This is a genomic window from Caballeronia sp. NK8, from assembly GCF_018408855.1.
GTDB lineage: Bacteria > Pseudomonadota > Gammaproteobacteria > Burkholderiales > Burkholderiaceae > Caballeronia.
Genome location: NZ_AP024323.1, coordinates 456,619 through 474,497 on the forward strand (window position 1 = coordinate 456,619; position 17,879 = coordinate 474,497).

12 protein-coding genes are annotated in these 17,879 nt (G+C 63.9%); 5 read left to right on the plus strand and 7 right to left on the minus strand.

Translation table 11 applies throughout. The features are described 5' to 3' along the window. Positions 1–21: 21 nt before the first annotated feature. Complete coding sequence (locus tag NK8_RS16775) at positions 22–528, minus strand: M48 family metallopeptidase (RefSeq protein ID WP_162067245.1); 507 nt, start codon at positions 526–528, stop codon at positions 22–24. 259 nt (positions 529–787) lie between these two features. On the opposite strand from NK8_RS16775, the gene NK8_RS16780 reads away from it, so the two are divergent. Together NK8_RS16780 and NK8_RS16785 are read left to right on the plus strand one after the other, a co-directional pair. After that, on the plus strand, positions 788–1,303 hold the full coding sequence (locus NK8_RS16780) for a metal-dependent hydrolase (protein WP_213230112.1): 516 nt from the start codon (positions 788–790) through the stop codon (positions 1,301–1,303). 26 nt (positions 1,304–1,329) lie between these two features. Continuing rightward, complete coding sequence (locus NK8_RS16785; RefSeq protein ID WP_213230114.1) at positions 1,330–1,824, plus strand: LEA type 2 family protein; 495 nt, start codon at positions 1,330–1,332, stop codon at positions 1,822–1,824. Here NK8_RS16785 and NK8_RS16790 read toward each other — a convergent pair. Next, positions 1,818–2,246, minus strand: coding sequence for a cupin domain-containing protein (locus NK8_RS16790; RefSeq protein ID WP_213230116.1), 429 nt, complete (start codon positions 2,244–2,246; stop codon positions 1,818–1,820). The genes NK8_RS16785 and NK8_RS16790 overlap by 7 nt on opposite strands. A 222-nt stretch (positions 2,247–2,468) precedes the next feature. Here NK8_RS16790 and NK8_RS16795 point away from each other — a divergent pair, with 222 nt between their 5' ends. Both NK8_RS16795 and NK8_RS16800 read left to right on the plus strand, forming a co-directional pair. Then, a complete protein-coding gene (locus NK8_RS16795; protein ID WP_213230118.1) occupies positions 2,469–7,334 on the plus strand; it encodes an NAD-glutamate dehydrogenase in 4,866 nt (1,621 codons plus the stop codon). Between the two features lie 434 nt (positions 7,335–7,768). Further along, positions 7,769–9,157: an FAD-binding oxidoreductase gene (locus tag NK8_RS16800; RefSeq protein WP_213230119.1), complete on the plus strand. Its 1,389-nt coding sequence runs from the start codon at positions 7,769–7,771 to the stop codon at positions 9,155–9,157. A 51-nt stretch (positions 9,158–9,208) separates the two neighbouring features. On the opposite strand, the gene NK8_RS16805 is transcribed toward NK8_RS16800, so the two are convergent. From NK8_RS16805 to NK8_RS16815, 3 genes are all read right to left on the minus strand, one after another. Continuing rightward, positions 9,209–9,565: a host attachment protein gene (locus NK8_RS16805; protein ID WP_162067251.1), complete on the minus strand. Its 357-nt coding sequence runs from the start codon at positions 9,563–9,565 to the stop codon at positions 9,209–9,211. A 123-nt stretch (positions 9,566–9,688) separates the two neighbouring features. Next, the gene (locus NK8_RS16810; protein ID WP_213230120.1) at positions 9,689–11,185 is read right to left on the minus strand and encodes a succinate CoA transferase; all 1,497 of its coding nucleotides are present in this window, start codon (positions 11,183–11,185) and stop codon (positions 9,689–9,691) included. A gap of 141 nt (positions 11,186–11,326) precedes the next feature. After that, on the minus strand, positions 11,327–13,441 hold the full coding sequence (locus NK8_RS16815) for an FUSC family protein (RefSeq protein ID WP_213230121.1): 2,115 nt from the start codon (positions 13,439–13,441) through the stop codon (positions 11,327–11,329). A gap of 160 nt (positions 13,442–13,601) precedes the next feature. Between NK8_RS16815 and NK8_RS16820 the strand changes: the two genes are divergently transcribed. Further along, the gene (locus NK8_RS16820) at positions 13,602–14,561 is read left to right on the plus strand and encodes a LysR family transcriptional regulator (protein ID WP_213230122.1); all 960 of its coding nucleotides are present in this window, start codon (positions 13,602–13,604) and stop codon (positions 14,559–14,561) included. A gap of 1 nt (position 14,562) precedes the next feature. Here the strand turns inward: NK8_RS16820 and NK8_RS16825 are convergent, their stop codons facing one another. Continuing rightward, positions 14,563–15,246 (minus strand): Fe2+-dependent dioxygenase, encoded by a 684-nt coding sequence (locus NK8_RS16825; RefSeq protein WP_213230123.1) that lies wholly within the window; start codon positions 15,244–15,246, stop codon positions 14,563–14,565. 51 nt (positions 15,247–15,297) lie between these two features. Next, a complete protein-coding gene (locus tag NK8_RS16830; protein WP_213230124.1) occupies positions 15,298–17,538 on the minus strand; it encodes a TonB-dependent siderophore receptor in 2,241 nt (746 codons plus the stop codon). Positions 17,539–17,879 lie beyond the last annotated feature (341 nt).

Sequence of the window (17,879 nt, forward strand, 5' to 3'; positions counted from 1 at the left end):
CGCAGCGACGCTCACGCCAACTCACGCCGCCCTGGTGCGGATGAGATCGCGATGCGTGAGATAGAGCCGCAGATCGAACTCGGTCTGGTGGTAGCCCGGTTGCATCAACTCACATAGCCGATAGAACGCCTTGTTGTGATCGCTTTCCTTCAGATGCGCGAGCTCGTGCACGACGATCATCCGGAGGAACTCCGGCGCTGTGTCCTTGAACAGCGACGCGATGCGGATCTCCTTCTTCGCCTTGAGCTTCGCGCCCTGCACGCGCGAGATCGCGGTGTGCAGGCCGAGCGCGTGACGCAGCACGTCGAGTTTGCTGTCGTAGAAGACCTTGTCGATCGCGGGCGCGACGCGCAGGAATTCCTGTTTCAGGTCTGAGCAATAGTCGTAGAGCGCGCGGTCGGACTGGACGGCGTGCTTGTTCGGATAGCGTGCGTCGAGGTAAGCGCCCAGTTGTTGCTGGGCGATCAGTCGGCGCACCTTGTCCTGAAGCGTGTTCGGGTAGGCGCTCAGGTATTTCAGTTGTTGCATGACGGCTGGATTTGAATGGATACGTTCAATGCGCGCTGCGCGTACACGCGTGAGACGCATCGGGCAGCGTCCGCAGCGAGAATTGCGCAGCAATCTAGCAACCATTCTAGTCAACGCCGCGCCGCCTCGCCGCCGTTGTGATCACAAGCGTGTTTCGATGCGCGCAATTCCGTAAGTTTATGTTTCAGCCCGGTCCCGGATGTGCCCGCCGTGCGAACATGCGCGCTCTTTCGGCACGGGTGACAAGGCAGGGTTTTTCATGGCATCGAGCAAGGCGCATCACGCGACCGGATGGGCGGCGGGCATCATCGCGGCGGCGGTCGTGATGCATCCGGTCACGACAGCGGGCGCGGACATGGTGTCGGGCGCGCTTGCTTTGCTGGCGGGCGTCGCCGGCGCCACCGCGCCCGACTGGCTCGAAGTCGCCTGGTGGACGCGGGCGCGCAGGCTGTGGATCACGCATCGCACGCTCACGCACTGGGGCATCGGCTGGGCGGCGCTGCTCGCGCTTTCGTATCATTTTCTCGGGCGGCATCCGGCGGCGCCGGTCGCGTTCGGCTTCGCGTGCGGCGGCATCATGCATCTGCTTGCCGACTGGCCGAATCCGCTCGGCGTGCCGTGGATCGCCGGGCGTCACTCGCTCAGACTGTGGACGAGCGGCCACTGCGATCTGATCATCGTGATGGCTGCGTGGGCCGCGGCGCTGTTCGTCATCGACGATGTCTGGTTTCATCATGCGTATGGGCGCATGCTGCTGAACGCGCTGCATTTCTGAACGATAACGCGAGGAGACCCGCCGTCATGCAAACCAATCACACGCGCAGTCGCTTCATCCTTTTGCTCGCCGTGCTGTTCGCGATGCTCGCGCTCGACGGCTGCGCAGGCTTCTTCAATCGCGATGCGATGCGCGTGTCGGTCGCGGGCATCGAGCCGCTCGAAGGGCAGGGGCTCGAAATGCGCTTTGCCGTGAAACTGCGCGTGCAGAACCCGAACGACGCGCCGATCGACTTCGACGGCGTCGCGCTCGATCTCGACCTCAACGGCCGTGCGTTCGCGAGCGGCGTGAGCGATCAGCGCGGCACGGTGCCGCGTTTCGGCGAGACGATCGTGTCGGTGCCGGTGACGGTGTCGGCGTTCTCCGTCGCGCGCCAGGCGTTCGGCTTCGCGAACGGCGACACCGTCAGCAAGGTGTCGTATGCGGTGCGTGGCAAGCTCGCGGGCGGCGCGTTCGGCGGCGCGCGCTTCTCCGACTCGGGCTATGTCGATCTGCCGGGCATGGGCGCATCCGGCTACTGAGACGCCGAGGCTTCCTTCGGATCGTACGGCACGACGCGATCCGCTTCGTTCGCGTCGTTGCGGGCGATCACGGCGCGGGCGGGCTCGGTTGCGCTCAGATTGACCGGCTGATGCGGCACGCCGGGCGGAATGAACACGAAGTCGCCCGGCTCGTTGATGACCGATTGCGCCAGTCCCGGCCCATAGCGCGTCTCGATGCGTCCTTCCAGTATGTAGATGCCCGTCTCGTAGCCCACATGCACATGCGGCTCGCCATGCCCGCCCGGCGGGACGACGACGAGATGCATCGCGAGGCCGCGCGTGCCCGCTGTCGCCGCCGACAACCCGATGAAATAAGGCAGGCGCTGAACCGTCGCGATTTCCTGCTGCGGCCGCACCGTGACGACCGTTTGCTGCGCTGACTCTTGCGTGCTGTTCTGCATGGCAATGCCTCCATCGGCTCGATGCGTCGCCCTCGACAATAGCCGAAAGCCGATGTCGCGCAAAGGTCACGCGACACGGCTAACGTAGCGTGAAGCTGCGCACCCTCGTTGTGCAACCGCACATGGCCGACTCGCGGACAAACCCCCGGGCCGGCGCATAATCTCCTTGATTCGAAGAGCGTGCCGCAACCGCATCGCAACCGAAAGCCTCGGGAGGACACCATGCTGGTCAAGAACGAAGCGCGGGTCGAACACCTCATCAACGATCTTCTGGAGTTTGCGAAAGCACGATTGCCGGAAGCCAGCTTCAAGGTCATCGAGCCGCTTCTTCGCTATTACTACGAGCAGGTCGACGTCGAGGACATCGCGAGCCGCGATGTCGTCGATCTCTACGGCGCCGCGATGGCGCACTGGCAGACAGCGCAGAAGTTCGTGCGCGGGCGCGAAGTCCTGCGCGTGTACAACCCGAATCTGGAGCAGCACGGCTGGCATTCGGACCACACGGTGGTCGAGATCGTCAACGACGACATGCCGTTTCTCGTCGATTCGGTGACGATGGAACTCAACCGGCTCGGCCTCGCGCTGCATTCGGCGATTCACCCGGTGTTTCGCGTGTGGCGTGCCGGCAAGGGCGCGCATGCGGGGGAGATCGAGCGCATCGGGCAGGGCCACGCCGAAGCGGGCGACACGCATTCCGAGCTCGAATCGTTCATCCATTTCGAAGTTGACCGCTGCAGCGACGGCGAGCGTCTGGAAGAGGTGCGCGACAGCATCGCGCGCGTGCTGGGCGACGTGCGCGCGGCGGTCGAAGACTGGCCGAAGGTCACCGAGTCGGCGCGCGTCGCGATCGGCGAACTGAAGGCGCGCGACACCACGCCCGATGGCATCGAGTCCCGCGCGTTCCTCGAATGGATGGTCGCGGATCATTTCACCTTCCTCGGCTGCCGCGATTACGAACTGGTCGAGCACGAAGGCGGGTTTGCGTTGCGCGGCGTGCCGGGCTCGGGCCTGGGCATTTTGCGCGAGACCTTGCGCGCGACATCGGCAGGCGACGTGACGCCGCTGCCGCCGGGCGCGGCCGCGATCATCGAAGGCGCGGCGCCCATCTTTCTGACCAAGGCCAATTCGCGCGCGACGGTACATCGGCCGGGCTATCTCGACTATGTCGGCGTGAAGCGCACGTCGCCCGATGGCAAGGTGACCGGCGAGCGGCGCTTTCTCGGCCTCTATACGTCCACGGCGTATCTCGTGCCGACTTCCGAAATCCCGATCGTGCGGCGCAAGTGCGCGAACATCGTGCGGCGCGCGGGCTTTCTCGAGAAAGGGCATCTGGCGAAGTCGCTCATTTCCGTGCTGGAGCAGTATCCGCGCGACGAGCTTTTCCAGGCCGATGAAGACGTGCTCTTCGATATCGCGCTCGGCGTGCTGCGCCTGCAGGAACATCAGCGCACGCGCCTGTTCGTGCGGCGCGACCGTTTCGACCGCTTCGTGTCGTGCCTCGTCTTCGTGCCGCGCGACAAGTTCAACACGGACTTGCGCCGCCGCATCAGCAAGGTATTGATGGAAGCGTTCAACGGCAAGAGCATCGAATTCACGCCGCTGCTCTCGGAGTCGCCGCTCGCGCGCATTCATATCGTCGTGCGGGCCGAACGAGGCGCGATGCCCGAAGTCGATACGCGCGAACTCGAAGCGCGCATCGTGCAGGTCGCGCGCCGCTGGCAGGACGATCTCGCCGATGCGCTCATCGACAGTCACGGCGAGGAAGCCGGCAACCGGCTGCTGCAACGTTATGCCGATTCGTTCCCGGCGGGTTATCGCGAAGATTATCCGGCGCGCACGGCGGTGCGCGACATCGAACTGATCGAGGCGACGCACACGCGCCCCGGCGGTCTCTCGATGAGCCTGTATCGGCCGATCGAAGCGGGCAAGCGCGCGTTCCGCTTCAAGGTGTATCGCGCGGGCGATCCGATCGCGCTGTCGCACAGCCTGCCCATGCTCGAACATCTCGGTGTGCGCGTCGATGAAGAGCGTCCGTATCTGATCGAGCCGACCGGCGCGCCCAATGCATGGGTCCACGATTTCGGGCTCGAATTGCAGGACGACGTCGAGTTCGATATCGACCGCGTGAAGCCGCTTTTCGAAAACGCGTTCGCAAGCGTGTGGTCGGGCGAGATCGAGAACGACGACTACAACCGCCTCGTGCTGCGCGCGGAATTCGGCGCCCGCGACGTGACGATCATGCGCGCATATGCGAAGTATCTGCGGCAGGTCGGCTCGACCTTCAGCGATGCGTATATCGAGCGCGCGCTGATCGGCAATCCGCTGATCGCGAGGAAGCTGCTGCAACTCTTCATGGTGCGTTTCGATCCGGCGCGCGGCGGCGCGATGGAAGAACGCGACAAGGCCGCGGAACGCGTACTCGCCGATATCGAAGCGGCGCTGGACAAAGTGCCGAACCTCGACGAAGACCGCATCCTGCGTCAGTTCCTCGGCGTCATCACCGCGACGGTGCGCACGAACCATTTTCATCGCGATGCGAACGGCCAGCCGCGTCCGTATATATCGTTCAAGCTCGATCCGTCGAAGGTGCCGGGCCTGCCCGAGCCCAAGCCGATGTTCGAGATCTGGGTCTATGCGCCGCGCGTGGAAGGCGTGCACTTGCGCGGCGGACGCGTCGCGCGTGGCGGGCTGCGCTGGTCGGACAGGCGCGAGGATTTCCGCACCGAAGTGCTCGGCCTCATGAAGGCGCAGATGGTGAAGAACACGGTGATCGTGCCGGTGGGATCGAAGGGCGGCTTCGTCGTGAAGAATCCGCCGCCGGTGACGGACCGCGAGGCGTTTCTCAACGAAGGCGTCGCGTGCTATCAGATGTTCCTGCGCGGTCTGCTCGATGTGACCGACAACCGCACGCCCGACGGCATCGTGCCGCCGCCCGACGTCGTGCGCCACGATCCCGACGACCCGTATCTCGTCGTCGCGGCGGACAAGGGCACGGCCACGTTCTCCGATTACGCGAACGCGATCGCGCATGAATACGGCTTCTGGCTCGACGATGCATTCGCATCCGGCGGCTCGGTCGGCTATGACCACAAGAAGATGGGCATCACCGCGCGCGGTGCGTGGGAATCGGTGAAGCGTCATTTCCGCGAAATGAACTTCGATACGCAGACGACCGACTTCACCGTGGTCGGCGTCGGCGACATGTCCGGCGACGTGTTCGGCAACGGCATGCTGCTGTCGCGGCACATCAGATTGCTCGCGGCGTTCGATCATCGACACATATTTCTCGATCCGACGCCCGATGCCGCCAGGAGCTTCGAGGAGCGCGCGCGTCTCTTCGCGCTGCCGCGCTCCAGTTGGGCCGATTACGATACCGCGCTGATCTCCACGGGCGGCGGCGTCTATCCGCGCACGGCGAAGTCGATTCCGATCTCGCCGCAAGTGCAGACCGCGCTCGGCATCAGCGCATCGGTGCTCGCGCCGAACGAACTCATGCGCGCGATCCTGCTCGCCGAAGCGGATCTGCTCTACAACGGCGGCGTGGGCACGTATGTGAAGTCGAGCGCGGAGACGCATCTGCAGGTGGGCGATCGCACGAACGACGCCGTGCGCGTGAACGGCGCGGAGCTGCGCGCGAAGGTGGTCGCGGAAGGCGGCAATCTCGGCTTCACGCAACTGGGGCGCATCGAGTTCGCACAGCACGGCGGGCGCATGAACACGGATGCGATCGATAACTCCGCGGGCGTCGATTGCTCGGATCACGAGGTCAACATCAAGATCCTGCTCGGCCTCGTCGTCGCCGATGGCGAGATGACCGAGAAGCAACGCAACGCGCTGCTCGCGGAGATGACCGATGAAGTCGGCCTGCTCGTGCTGAAGGACAACTACGCGCAGACGCAGGCTTTGTCGATCGCGAAGCGCCATGAAGCCGAGACGCTCGATGCCGAAGCGCGCATGATGCGCTTTCTGGAGCGCGCGGGACGTCTGAAGCGCCGCATCGAATTCCTGCCGTCCGACGACGAGATCACCGAGCGCGCGGCGGCGAAGTCGGGGCTCACGTCGCCGGAGCGCGCGGTGCTGCTCGCGTACGGCAAGATGTGGCTCTACGACGAACTGCTCGAATCCGATGTGCCCGAAGACGCGCTCGTCGCCGACATGTTGCCCGATTACTTCCCGAAGCCTTTGCAGCAACGCTATAGCGCGACGATGCAGCACCATCCGCTGAAGCGCGAAATCCTCGCGACGCACCTGACCAATGCGCTCGTGAATCGCGTGGGCTGCACGTTCGTGCATCGGCTGATGGAAGAGACCGATGCGCGCCCGAGCGATATCGTGCGCGCGGCGCTGATGGCACGCGATGTCTTCGATCTCGACGATCTGTGGCGCAGCATCGACGGCCTCGACAATATCGTCGCGGATGAAGTGCAGGCGCGCATGTTCGTCGATGTCGTGCGTTTGCTTGACGAGACGTCGCTGTGGTTCCTGCGCCATCTGAACCACAACGGCGCAGGCGCAAACGAGGCGAAGGGCGTGCTCGCGCGTTGCCGCGAGGCCGCGCAAAGGCTCGCGCCGCAATTGCCCGCGCTGTTGCCTGCGACGCAGCTCGACGCCTGGTATGCGCGCCGGCGCGATCTGGAGGACGCGGGTGTCGAAAGCAGTCTCGCGGCGCGCGTCGCGAGCGGCGAGATCGCGACGGCGGTGCTCGACAGCGCGGAAGTGGCCGCGTGCTCGGAGCGCAATCTGGAGCTCGTCGCGAGCGTGTACTTCGGCATCGGCACGCTGCTCGACTATCGCGGCATTGCCGAACGGGCGATGGCGCTGCCGATCGCCACGCACTGGGACCTGCTCGCGCGCGCGGCGGCGATGGAAGAGCTCGCGCGGCTCAAGCGCGCGCTCACGGTGAGCGCGCTGGAGCAATCGCGCGGCATCGATACGCCGGATGTGATCGTCGAAAGCTGGCGCGTGAAGCGTGAGGCGGCGCTCGAACGGTATACGCGGCTGCTGGCGGAGCTGCGCGCGAGCGGAGGCGCGAGTTTGTCGATGCTGCTGGTGGTGGTAAGGGAAATGGCGGTGCTGGAGCGGGCTTGAGACGAGAAGGTTCAGTCAGACATCGCGCGTTTGCGGCGATGCTAAGCGGGTGCAGCGCGCCAGTTCATCGGCGCGCTTTTTTTTGCTGCTAAACCGTGGTTTCCTTAAAAAAACCATTAAATAAGGAATACACACAAACCCATGAAGCACTGCATTCGCTAATCGGCAAGACCGGCAACTTTGTCCGATACATGCTAGATCGCATGCACGATTTAACTGGCCGCGCACTTTACATCGCGTAAGTCCCGGCATTTAATCAACAAGCGGACCGAAGCGTCCGATCGTCGCAATTATTCCCCGTTATCGCGGTCTCCCCGGTGTGCATCCGATCGACATGCCCTGCGTGATCCGACAGCGGGTTCCTTGCGCTTTCGCCGTACCAGCTGGCAGGGTCGGGCACGTCGCAGCGCGTCATATAGCAGCGAGGTATCACAATGACGAACATCTCAGGCGAAGCGATCGACACCCTCAAGGCGTCGGTGAGAGGCAGGATCATCTCACCTTCGGACACCGACTACGACGAAGCACGCAAGGTCTGGAACGCCACCATCGACAGGCGCCCCGCGCTCATCGTGCGTTGCGCGGGCACGGCGGATGTGATCGCCGCGCTCGCGTTCGCGCGCAACAACGGCGTGCTGGTCTCGATTCGCGGCGGATCGCACAACATCGCGGGCAGCGCGGTCAGCGACGACGCATTGATGATCGATCTCTCCGCGCTGAAATCCGTGCGGATCGATCCGCAGGCGAAGCGCGCCTACGTCGAGCCCGGCGCGTTGCTCTCCGACTTCGATCACGAAGCGCAGGCCTTCGGCCTCGCGACACCACTCGGCATCAATTCGACGACAGGCGTCGCCGGTCTCACGCTCGGCGGCGGCTTCGGCTGGATCAGCCGCAAGTTCGGCGTGACCGTCGACAATCTCGTCGCCGCCGAGATCGTCACGGCAGACGGCAAATGGCGACGCGTAAGCGCCGACAGCGAGCCCGAGCTTTTCTGGGCGTTGCGCGGCGGCGGCGGCAATTTCGGCGTCGTCACGCTATTCGAATATCAGTTGCATGAAGTCGGTCCCCAGATCTACGGCGGTCTCGTCGTCTATCCGCTCGAACAGGCGGATGACGTGCTGCCGAAGTATCGCGAGTTCGTCGCGCAAAGCCCCGACGAATTGACCGTGTGGGCCGTGTTGCGGCTCGCGCCGCCGCTGCCGTTCCTGCCCGAAGACGCGCATGGCAAGCCGGTCGTGGTGCTTGCAAGCTGCTATGTCGGGCCGGTCGAGAATGGCGAACGCGCGCTCGCGCCGATACGCAGTTTCGGCACGCCCTACGGCGAACATCTCGGGCCGATGCCTTTCACCGCATGGCAGAAGGCGTTCGATCCGCTGCTCACGCCTGGCGAGCGCAACTACTGGAAGTCGCACAACTTCTCGAAGCTGAATGACGAAACGTTCGATATCCTGACGAATGCCGTAAAGTCGCTTCCGTCGAATCAATGCGAGGTCTTCATCGGCGCGATGGGCGGGCAGACGAACCGCGTGAGCGTCGATGCGACGGCCTACGCGAACCGTGATTCGATCTATACGATCAACATTCACGGCCGCTGGAGCGATGCGGCCGACGACGAAAAGTGTACGAACTGGGCGCGCGACATGTTCGCCGCAATGACGCCGCATGCGATTGGCAGCGTCTACGTGAACTTCATGACGGGAGAAGAGGGTGATCGCGTGAAGGCGGCATATGGACCGAACTACGAGCGGCTCGCCGAAGTGAAGCGGCGCCACGACCCGGAGAACATGTTCCGCAGCAATCAGAACATCACGCCCGCGGCGTGACGCGCGGCGCGCCGTTTCGCGTGACGGGAAACGGCGCGCTGCAAGCGAGGATCAAGGCCGGTCGAGATGACGGCGGATATCTCGCGTGTCCATGTTCGACACGTCGTTGTTGATTTCCTCATAGGCGAGCTTGCGCGTTTCGCTGCTCAGATGATCGCGCAGCAGGCCCAGAAATTTCGGCTCGACCGCGAGGCGCAAGCGATCGAATCGGTGATGCAGGCGACATTCTTCGAGAAACTCGGCGACCGTTCGCGCGAACTTCTCGCGATCCGTCTCGGCCGATTCCGCCGTGCGCGGCGCGGGATTCCTGAGGTCCTCGACCTGCCGCAACTCCACCTTCAATCCTTGCGTTTCGAAGATCCGGGCGCGGCTGCCGTCGGCGGCAAGAACCCAGGTGATGGCGTTCATGGTGCTCCTCCTGTTCGCCAGCCCAAGCGGGCTCCCGCCATTGTGCGCCTAATCTTCAGGTAACGGCTTCGTCATCGCGCGGCATTCGCTTTCGCGGCGCAGCATAATGCGCGCGACGCCGCTTCAGGGCAGCATCGATCCGCTCGCCGCGAGGCGCGCGTGGAACGAAAACGCCTGATCGAGACGATGCGGCGTGTGTCCGCCGAGCGCTGCTGCATCGCGGTAATAGTCGCGCAACAGATCGCGATAAAGCGGGTGCGCGCAGTTTTGAATCACGCTCATCGCGCGCTCGCGGGGCGCGAGGCCGGTGAGATTGGCGAGCCCGCGCTCGGTCACGACGATATCGACATCGTGTTCGTTGTGATCGCAATGGGGCACCATCGGCACAATGCTCGAAATGCGTCCGTCCTTCGCGACGGATTTCGTCGCGAAGATCGCATAGGCCGCATTGCGCGCGAAATCGCCGGAACCGCCGATGCCGTTCATCATGTGCGTGCCGCCGACATGCGTCGAATTCACATTGCCGTAGATGTCGGCTTCGAGCGCCGTGTTGATCGCGATGAGCCCGAGACGGCGGATCACTTCGGGATGGTTGCTCACTTCCTGCGGACGCAACACGAGCCGGTCGCGATAGTGGTCGATCTCCCTGAACACTTTCGCGTGCCGCTGCGCCGAGAGCGTGATCGACGCGCCCGATGCGAAGGTGGCCTTGCCGGAATCGAGCAGATCGAAGGTGGAGTCCTGCAGCACTTCGGAATAGATCGTCAGCGCTTCGAATGGCGATGACGCAAACCCCGACAGCACGGCATTGGCGATCGTGCCGATGCCCGCCTGAAGCGGCGGCAACTGCCTGGGCAAGCGTCCGCGCGACACTTCGTGCTGAAAGAACTCGATCAGATGGCCGGCGATCAATGCGGTTTCCTCGTCGGCGGGCAGCACGGTAGACGCGCTGTCGGGCGTATCCGTGATGACGATCGCGGCGATCTTCTCGATGGGAATATCGATGGCAGCGACGCCGATCCTGTCATGCGGACGCACGATCGGGAGCGGCTCGCGCGCGGGGCGGCGCTCGGGAATCCAGATGTCGTGCAGGCCTTCAAGCGAGGCCGGCTGGGCCAGATTGATCTCGACGATCACGCGTTGCGCGAGTATCGCGAAGCTTGCGGAGTTGCCCACCGATGTCGTCGGCACGATGCCGCCCGTTTCCGTGATGGCGGCCGCTTCGATGATCGCGAGATCGAGCTTGCCGAGACGATTCGCGCGCAGCAGCTCCACGGTCTCGGACAAGTGCTGGTCGACGAACATCACGTCGCCGCGATTGATCGCGCGGCGCAAGGTCGCATCGACCTGAAAAGGCAGGCGGCGCGCGATGGCGCCCGCTTCGGTCAGAAGGCGATCGGTGTCATGCCCGAGCGATGCGCCCGTCATGAGCGTGATGCGCAATGGTTCGGTTTCCTCACGAGCGCGACGCGCGATTTCGCGTGGCACGGCCTTCGCGTCGCCTGCGCGCGTGAAGCCGCTCGCGCCGACGATCATGCCGTCGCGAACGAGTTGCGCCGCGTCGGCGGCCGAGGTGATCTTTCCGCGCAAGGCGGCACAGCGAATACGGTCTTCGTACATCGACGTCGATCTTCTAAGGCTTCGTTAAAACGAAGGCGATTATAGGTAGCGCGCACTGCCCTTTGGACCCGCCATGAAGTTGCGACAAAAGAGCGCGCCGGCGATGAATCGACTCCACTATAGGACGCTCGATGCCGCGAATTAATCGCTGCGCCAGGAAGGCACATTTGCATGTAGAGGAACGAAAGGCGCATCGGGATCGACGAGCGCGGTGCGGATGAAGTGCAGGCACGCGAGCACGCGTTGCATATCGCGCCGCGCTTCGCGGTCGGCGCGCGCGAGATCGAGCATGCTCTCCGCGATCAGGATCGACGCGACCACCGAGACGATCGCGCGGCGCAGCGTCGTGCTGTCCGGCGTGCGAAACAGCGCGGCGATATCGCGCAATACGCGCGCGAGCGACGTGCTCCATGCGATGGGCAATGCATCGGGCATGCACTGCGCGTGCAACACGCGCGCGGCGCGCCGAAGATCGATCATCGCCTGTCCGACCTCGAGCGTGACGAGCATCCACGACAGCGCACGCCGGTGCTCGCGCGAACGCCGCGTGAGCAGGCCGCGCAGCTGGAACATCAGATCGTGCGTGCCCGAATGAAAGCGCTCGCCGAGTCCCGCGAGTTTGCCTTCGCACGCGAGCGCGGCCTGAGCACGCAGTTCCGCGAGCGTTCTGCCGACGAGCCATGAGGTGCGCGGCGGCACGACGACGGCGCACGCGATGGCCGCGCCGAGCATTGCCACGAGCACCGCGAGGCCGTTGTTGAGCAGCAGTGCGGGATCGTAGACGATGCGGTTGTCGGGCGCGGCGAGCAGGCAGAAAAACACGCAAAAGCCGATGCCATATCCCGCGCTGGCGGGACGCATCGCGAGCAACGCGCCGGCCGCGAGCGGCGCGGCGAGCATCGCGCACAGGAGCGCGAAGCCATCGATCGCGGGGTAGACGTGACACAGAAAGACGTAGCCCGCGACGATGGCGAGCGCCGCGCCAGCGCCCATCTGCGCGATGAAGGTCGAAGGCCGCGCCGATGCCGACGACAACCCGCAAGCGAGCGTCGCACCGATCACCGCATAGCCGCCGCTCGGCCACGCCGTGACGATCCAGAACCACGCGGTAGCAGCTACGACGATGCCAGTCCGCATGAAGGTCGCCGCGAGGACGAAGCGGTTGGTCTTCGCTTCATATCGCGAAGACGCGCGTTCGCTCGATGCGCCTCCATGCGCGATCGACACATAGCGAATCGTATCGACGATGAAGCGATGCAGAAGCTCCGCCGATGTCGTGAAGTCCAGCTGTGTCGCGTGATCGCTGTTCGGGAGCTTGCGTTGTGCGTCGCGCAGGCGTTTCGGCAGTGCCGCCTTGTAGCGTTCGAGACACTCGTTCAATGACGCGTGTTCGAAAATGCGCGCGACTTCTTCGAGGAACGGCCTGAGCGCGTCGTGCGCGCATCGCGTGCTGTCGTTTGCACGCAGACGTTTCATCGACTGATCGAGCGCGTGCAGGCGCGCGCATGCATCCATGAACGCGCTGTTCAGTTGCGCGAGCTGGCCATTGCCGCGGCGCATCGCGGGCGACTCATACGCTGCGAAACCGCGTGTCGCTTCGAAGCCGACGATCTCATCGATGAAATCGGCGAACCGGCGTTCACGCGCGATGCGCGAAAGACGGGCGCGCAATACGTCGGCGGCGAAGGCGGCGAAGCGCGTCTGACGCGCGTCCAGCGAATGCACGAGTGTCGCGCTCGCGTGACGCGGAAACACGAGCGCGCTGACCACGCTCGAACACACGATGCCAAGCATGACCTCCGCGCCGCGCGTGAGCGTCGCGATCAGCAGGCTGTTCGGATCGGTGACGGCGGGAATGCCGATCAGCGCAGCCGTGTAACCCGCGAGCACGAAGCCGTACCAGCGGAACTGGCGATAACGCACCGCGAGCGCGGTGCACGCGGCGACCCATATCGTCAGTGCGAGCGCGTAGAGTTCGGTCTGCTGCACGAACACGGCGCCCAGCACGAGCGCGGCCAGCATGCCGAGCGCGGTGCCCGCGAATCGATACACGCTCTTGGCGAGCACCATGCCGGAGAAGGGCTGCATCAGCACGAAGGTGGTCGTCATCGCGACGCGCGGTTGCGGCAGTTCGAAACGCATCGCGATGCCCATCGCGAGGAACGCGGCAAGCAGCGTCTTCGCGAGATGCAACCAGACGTGGCCATCGGTGGCGAGCCAGTCGCGCGTCGACAAGCGTGCTTCCAGGAACGACATGCTATCCGCCGGTATACCCCTGCTCATGAAGGCGCCGATTGTAGGCAAAGCGTCCTGGCGGATTAATGTGGGAATCAGGGAACATTCTTTCCGGATTCAACAACAATCGATCGCGCGGAAAAGCGGACAATGTCGCTTCCGAAGTGATTGTTACGGTTTGATGGATACCCTACAGAACATGCGGGTCTTCACCCGCGTGATCGAGGCCGGCAGCTTCACGGCTGCGGCCCAGTCGATGAATTCGACCACCGGCGCGATGTCGCGCGCCGTCTCCGAACTCGAAGCCCATTTGCGCACGCGCCTGATGAACCGCTCGACGCGGCGTCTCGCGCTCACATCGGCGGGCGAACGCTATCTGAAGCGCGTGCGGCAGATTCTCGCCGACATCGACGGCGCGGAAGAAGAAGCGAGCTGCGCGCACGAACATCCGTCGGGCACCTTGCGCATGTTCAGCTTCGCGAGCGTCGGACAGCATTACATCCTGCCGGCCATCGCCCGATATCGCGCGCTCTATCCCGAAGTGAAGGTCGAACTCACGCTGTCGCAGCGCATGCCCGATCTTTTCGAAGGCAGCAGCGACGTGGCCGTGGTGTCGGCGGGCGCGTTGTCGGATTCGGAAATCATCTCGCACAAGCTCGGCGCGACCTTCAGTATTCTGTGTGCATCGCCTGATTATCTGCGCACGCGCGCCGCGCCTGAAACGCCCGCCGATCTCGCACAACACGATTGCCTGACCTTGCAGACGCCCGCGTTTTCCGCGCGCGAATGGACGCTCGAAGGTCCCGAGGGCCGCGAGACCTTGCAGATCAATGGCACGGTGCAGGTCAACATCGCGGAATCGCTCGCGGTGGCGATTCGCGAAGGCATGGGTATCGGCATGTTGCCGCTCTATGCGGCGATCGAAGGATTGCGCAACGGCTCGCTCGTTCGCGTGTTGCCGCATCACACGTTGCAGCGCACGAATCTCTATGCGCTCTATGCGTCGCGCAAGTTCGTCGATGCGAAGACGCGCACGTGGGTGGAATTTCTGCGCGCGCATCTGCCCGATGTCATCGCGCGCGACGAGACATTGCTCGCGGAAGTGGGGCAGGCGCGCGCGAACGTGCTGCGCGCTGCCTGACTTACGTATCGCTCCACATGCGCAACAGGTTGTGATAGCAGCCGACGAGTGAGCGCTTCGCGGCTTCGTCGCCGTTGGTCGCATTCAGGCGTTGAATGGAGTTGTCGAGATCGAACAGCAGCGCGCGTTGCGCATCGTCGCGCACGAGGCTTTGCGCCCAGAAGAAGCTCGACACGCGCGCGCCACGCGTGACGGGCCGCACCTGATGCAGACTGGTCGCGGGATAGACGATCGCATGTCCCGCGGGCAGCTTCACTTCCTGCACGCCATACGTATCTTCGATGATCAGCTCGCCGCCGTCGTACTCATCGGGCGGCGTGAGAAAGAGCGTGACTGATACATCGGTACGCACGCGCGCGCCATGTCCGGGCACGATACGGATCGCGCCATCGACATGACTGCCGAAATGCATGCCGCCTTCATAGCGATTGAACAGCGGCGGATACACGCGGTTGGGCAGCACCGCGCTGATGAACAGCGGATGCCGCTCCAGCGCGCCGACGATCGCATCGCCCAGTTCGAGCGCGATCGGCGAGCCTTCCGCGATCTGCATGTTGCGCTTGACCGGTGCGCCCTGATAGCCCGCGGTCGCGCGGCCATCGACCCATGATTCGCTGGTGTCGAGTCGCGCGCGCATCGCGGCGGCGTCTTCCACGCTCAGCACATTCGGTATCGAGAGGATCATTGTTATTGCCTTCGAACGCGCGCCGCGTATCACACGGCGCGCGCATTCACATCAACGGAAGCGGTAATTCAACGTTGCGATGAACGTACGGCCAAGACCCGGCACCGCGCGTCCGCCATCGGACGGAATCAGGGCGTCGTAGTACTTCTTGTCGAACAGGTTCTGCACGTTGAACTGGATATCGTAGCGCTTCTGATGATACGCGGCCATCACGTCCCAGCGCACATAGCCGCCCACTTCGACCAGATTGTTGTTCGCCGCATAGCGCGACGACACATACGACGGTCCGCCGCCGACCTGCCATACCGGCGTGAAGTCGTAGGTGGTCCACAGCGTGAGCATGTGCTTCGGCGTGTTGGCGGGCGTATTGCCTTGCGTGCCGTCGAAGGCCTGCAGAATCGTGCCGTCCATGTAGGTGTAGCCGCCGAACATCTGCCACTGCTTCGTGATGTGGCCCGCCACGCCCAACTGGTAGCCACGCACGCGGACGTTGCCATCGAGCGAGTAGCTGCCATCCGAAGCCAGCGTCCGCGCGTTGGTCTTCTCGATGTTGAAGAGCGACTGCGTGATCGACAAACCACCGTTCAGCAGATCCCACTTCGAGCCGATTTCATAGGACTTGTTGTGCTCGGGCGGCAGGTTCTGCTGGCCGTTGGTGAGCGTGAGCGCTTCGAGCGACGGATCGAACGACGTGCCGTACGAGACGTAGTACGACTGCCAGTCCGCCGGCTGCCACACGACGCCGGTGCGCACGCTCGTGAAGTAATTCGTCTGCGTCGCGTAGCCCGGTGCGTTGATCGAGTTGTTGATCGCCGCTTCATAGCGATCCCAGCGCACGCCGCCGATCCACTTCCAGTGCTCGCCGATCGAGATCGTGTCGTTCAAATAGACGCCGACGCCGTTCGCGCTCGATTCCGCGAGATTGGTCGCGACTTCGCGATAGTTCGCCGGACGCGGCACGTACGCCGGATCGACCAGCGGCACGATCGCGAGCGTGTTCGACGGCAGGCCCGGCGTGGTCGCGGTGAAGCTCTGGTTGCTGTACGTTTCGTGGCTCAGATCGACACCGGCGAGCATGTCGTGCTTCAGGAAGCCGGTGGCGAACTTGCCCTGGACGTCGGTCGTGTTGTAGACCGAGTGATCGTTGATGTTGCGGTCCTTGCCCTGCAGACGCACGAAGAGCGACGACAGCGGCAGCGTCGTGTAGTTGCCGTTCGAAAGCGCCGGCGATGTGCCGAGCGGCCCCGTCAGCACGGCGGCCGCGTTGGTCGCGCGCGCCTCGGTGCTGTAGTGGCTGAACTGCGTCTGGTTGCGCAGCGTGAACATGTCGTCGAAGCGATGCTCGATGCGCGCGCTCACGGTCTGCACATCCTGAATCGTGCGGTCATCGGTGAAGCCGTAGAACGTCTTCGTATCGACGGGCGCGGGATGGCCGTTCAACGGCGGAATGCCGTAATCGGGCTGATCGCGGTTGTGCTGGATCAGCGCGGACAGTGTTACCTGCGTCGGTGTGCCGATGCCGAACTTCACTTCAGGCGCGATGCCGTAGTCCTTGTTGATCATCTCGTCGCGCGTCGAGCCGAGCGACTGGCCGAACGCGTTGATGCGGAACGCGGAGGTATCCGTCATCGGCTGGTTGATGTCGACCGTCGATCGATAGCGGTCGTGCGTGCCGGCCTGCAGCGAGACATCGGCGCGCGGTTTCATGTTCGGCTGCTTGCTGACCTGATTGATGACGCCCCCCGTCGAGCCCCGTCCGAAGTACAGCGACGACGGGCCGTACAGCACGTCGATCGACTCCAGATTGAACGTGTCGCGATAGTACTGGCCGCGATCGCGAAAACCGTCGAGGTAGATGTCGGTGCGCGCCGAGAAACCGCGCAAGTTGATGTTGTTGCCGATCTGGCCGCCTTCGGCCGCGCCGAGCGTGACGCCGGGCACGTTGCGCAGCGCGTCGGAGAACGAGCTTACCGCCTGCGAATTCAGTACCGCCTTCGGCACCACGACGACAGCCTGCGGAATGTCGCGCAGGGCGGTCGGCACCTTGGCGCCGACGCTCGATACGTCCGGCTGGAAGTCGGGCGCGTCGGCCTGGCCCGTCACTTTGACGGCGGGCAGGGCGGCGGTTTCGGGTGCGGTGGCGGCGGGAGCGCCGTCGGCGGGAGTCGTTTGCTGCGCGACCTGCTGTGCGGGAGGTGAGTTTTGCGGTGCGGTTTGAGCGTAGAGCGGCGCGGCCATAGGCACCGCGGCAAAAGTAACCAATGCCGCGGCAAGCGGCGTCTTTCTGACCATGTCGTTTCCCCGATGCTTGTTAGTTAGATCGGCAGCGAAGCGGGTTTTCGTCTGCCGACGCGATCGACCTGCGATCAAAGAAGAGCGGGCGATGCCGTCGGGAACCCGGCGGCGGCGTCCTGAAGGCGCCCAGAGGTTCGCGGCGAGGGCGATTGAACACGCCTATCGCTGCGATCGTCTTAAATGCGAATCAGTATCATTACACGTCTCAGAAACATTTGGAAATAACTGTGGTCGAAGGCGGGTCTTTTTTCCGGATTTCGTGACGCCGATGCAACGAAAAAATGTGTGACGGATACGCGTTTTCGCGACGCGGAAACGGCCGCTGAGGTCGGTGGGGC

Coding starts and splice junctions, on each gene's coding strand:
- NK8_RS16775 (WP_162067245.1), bottom strand. CDS start 528: ATGCAACAACTGAAATACCTGAGCGCCTACCCGAACACGCTTCAGGAC.
- NK8_RS16780 (WP_213230112.1), top strand. CDS start 788: ATGGCATCGAGCAAGGCGCATCACGCGACCGGATGGGCGGCGGGCATC.
- NK8_RS16785 (WP_213230114.1), top strand. CDS start 1,330: ATGCAAACCAATCACACGCGCAGTCGCTTCATCCTTTTGCTCGCCGTG.
- NK8_RS16790 (WP_213230116.1), bottom strand. CDS start 2,246: ATGCAGAACAGCACGCAAGAGTCAGCGCAGCAAACGGTCGTCACGGTG.
- NK8_RS16795 (WP_213230118.1), top strand. CDS start 2,469: ATGCTGGTCAAGAACGAAGCGCGGGTCGAACACCTCATCAACGATCTT.
- NK8_RS16800 (WP_213230119.1), top strand. CDS start 7,769: ATGACGAACATCTCAGGCGAAGCGATCGACACCCTCAAGGCGTCGGTG.
- NK8_RS16805 (WP_162067251.1), bottom strand. CDS start 9,565: ATGAACGCCATCACCTGGGTTCTTGCCGCCGACGGCAGCCGCGCCCGG.
- NK8_RS16810 (WP_213230120.1), bottom strand. CDS start 11,185: ATGTACGAAGACCGTATTCGCTGTGCCGCCTTGCGCGGAAAGATCACC.
- NK8_RS16815 (WP_213230121.1), bottom strand. CDS start 13,441: ATGTCGTTCCTGGAAGCACGCTTGTCGACGCGCGACTGGCTCGCCACC.
- NK8_RS16820 (WP_213230122.1), top strand. CDS start 13,602: ATGGATACCCTACAGAACATGCGGGTCTTCACCCGCGTGATCGAGGCC.
- NK8_RS16825 (WP_213230123.1), bottom strand. CDS start 15,246: ATGATCCTCTCGATACCGAATGTGCTGAGCGTGGAAGACGCCGCCGCG.
- NK8_RS16830 (WP_213230124.1), bottom strand. CDS start 17,538: ATGGTCAGAAAGACGCCGCTTGCCGCGGCATTGGTTACTTTTGCCGCG.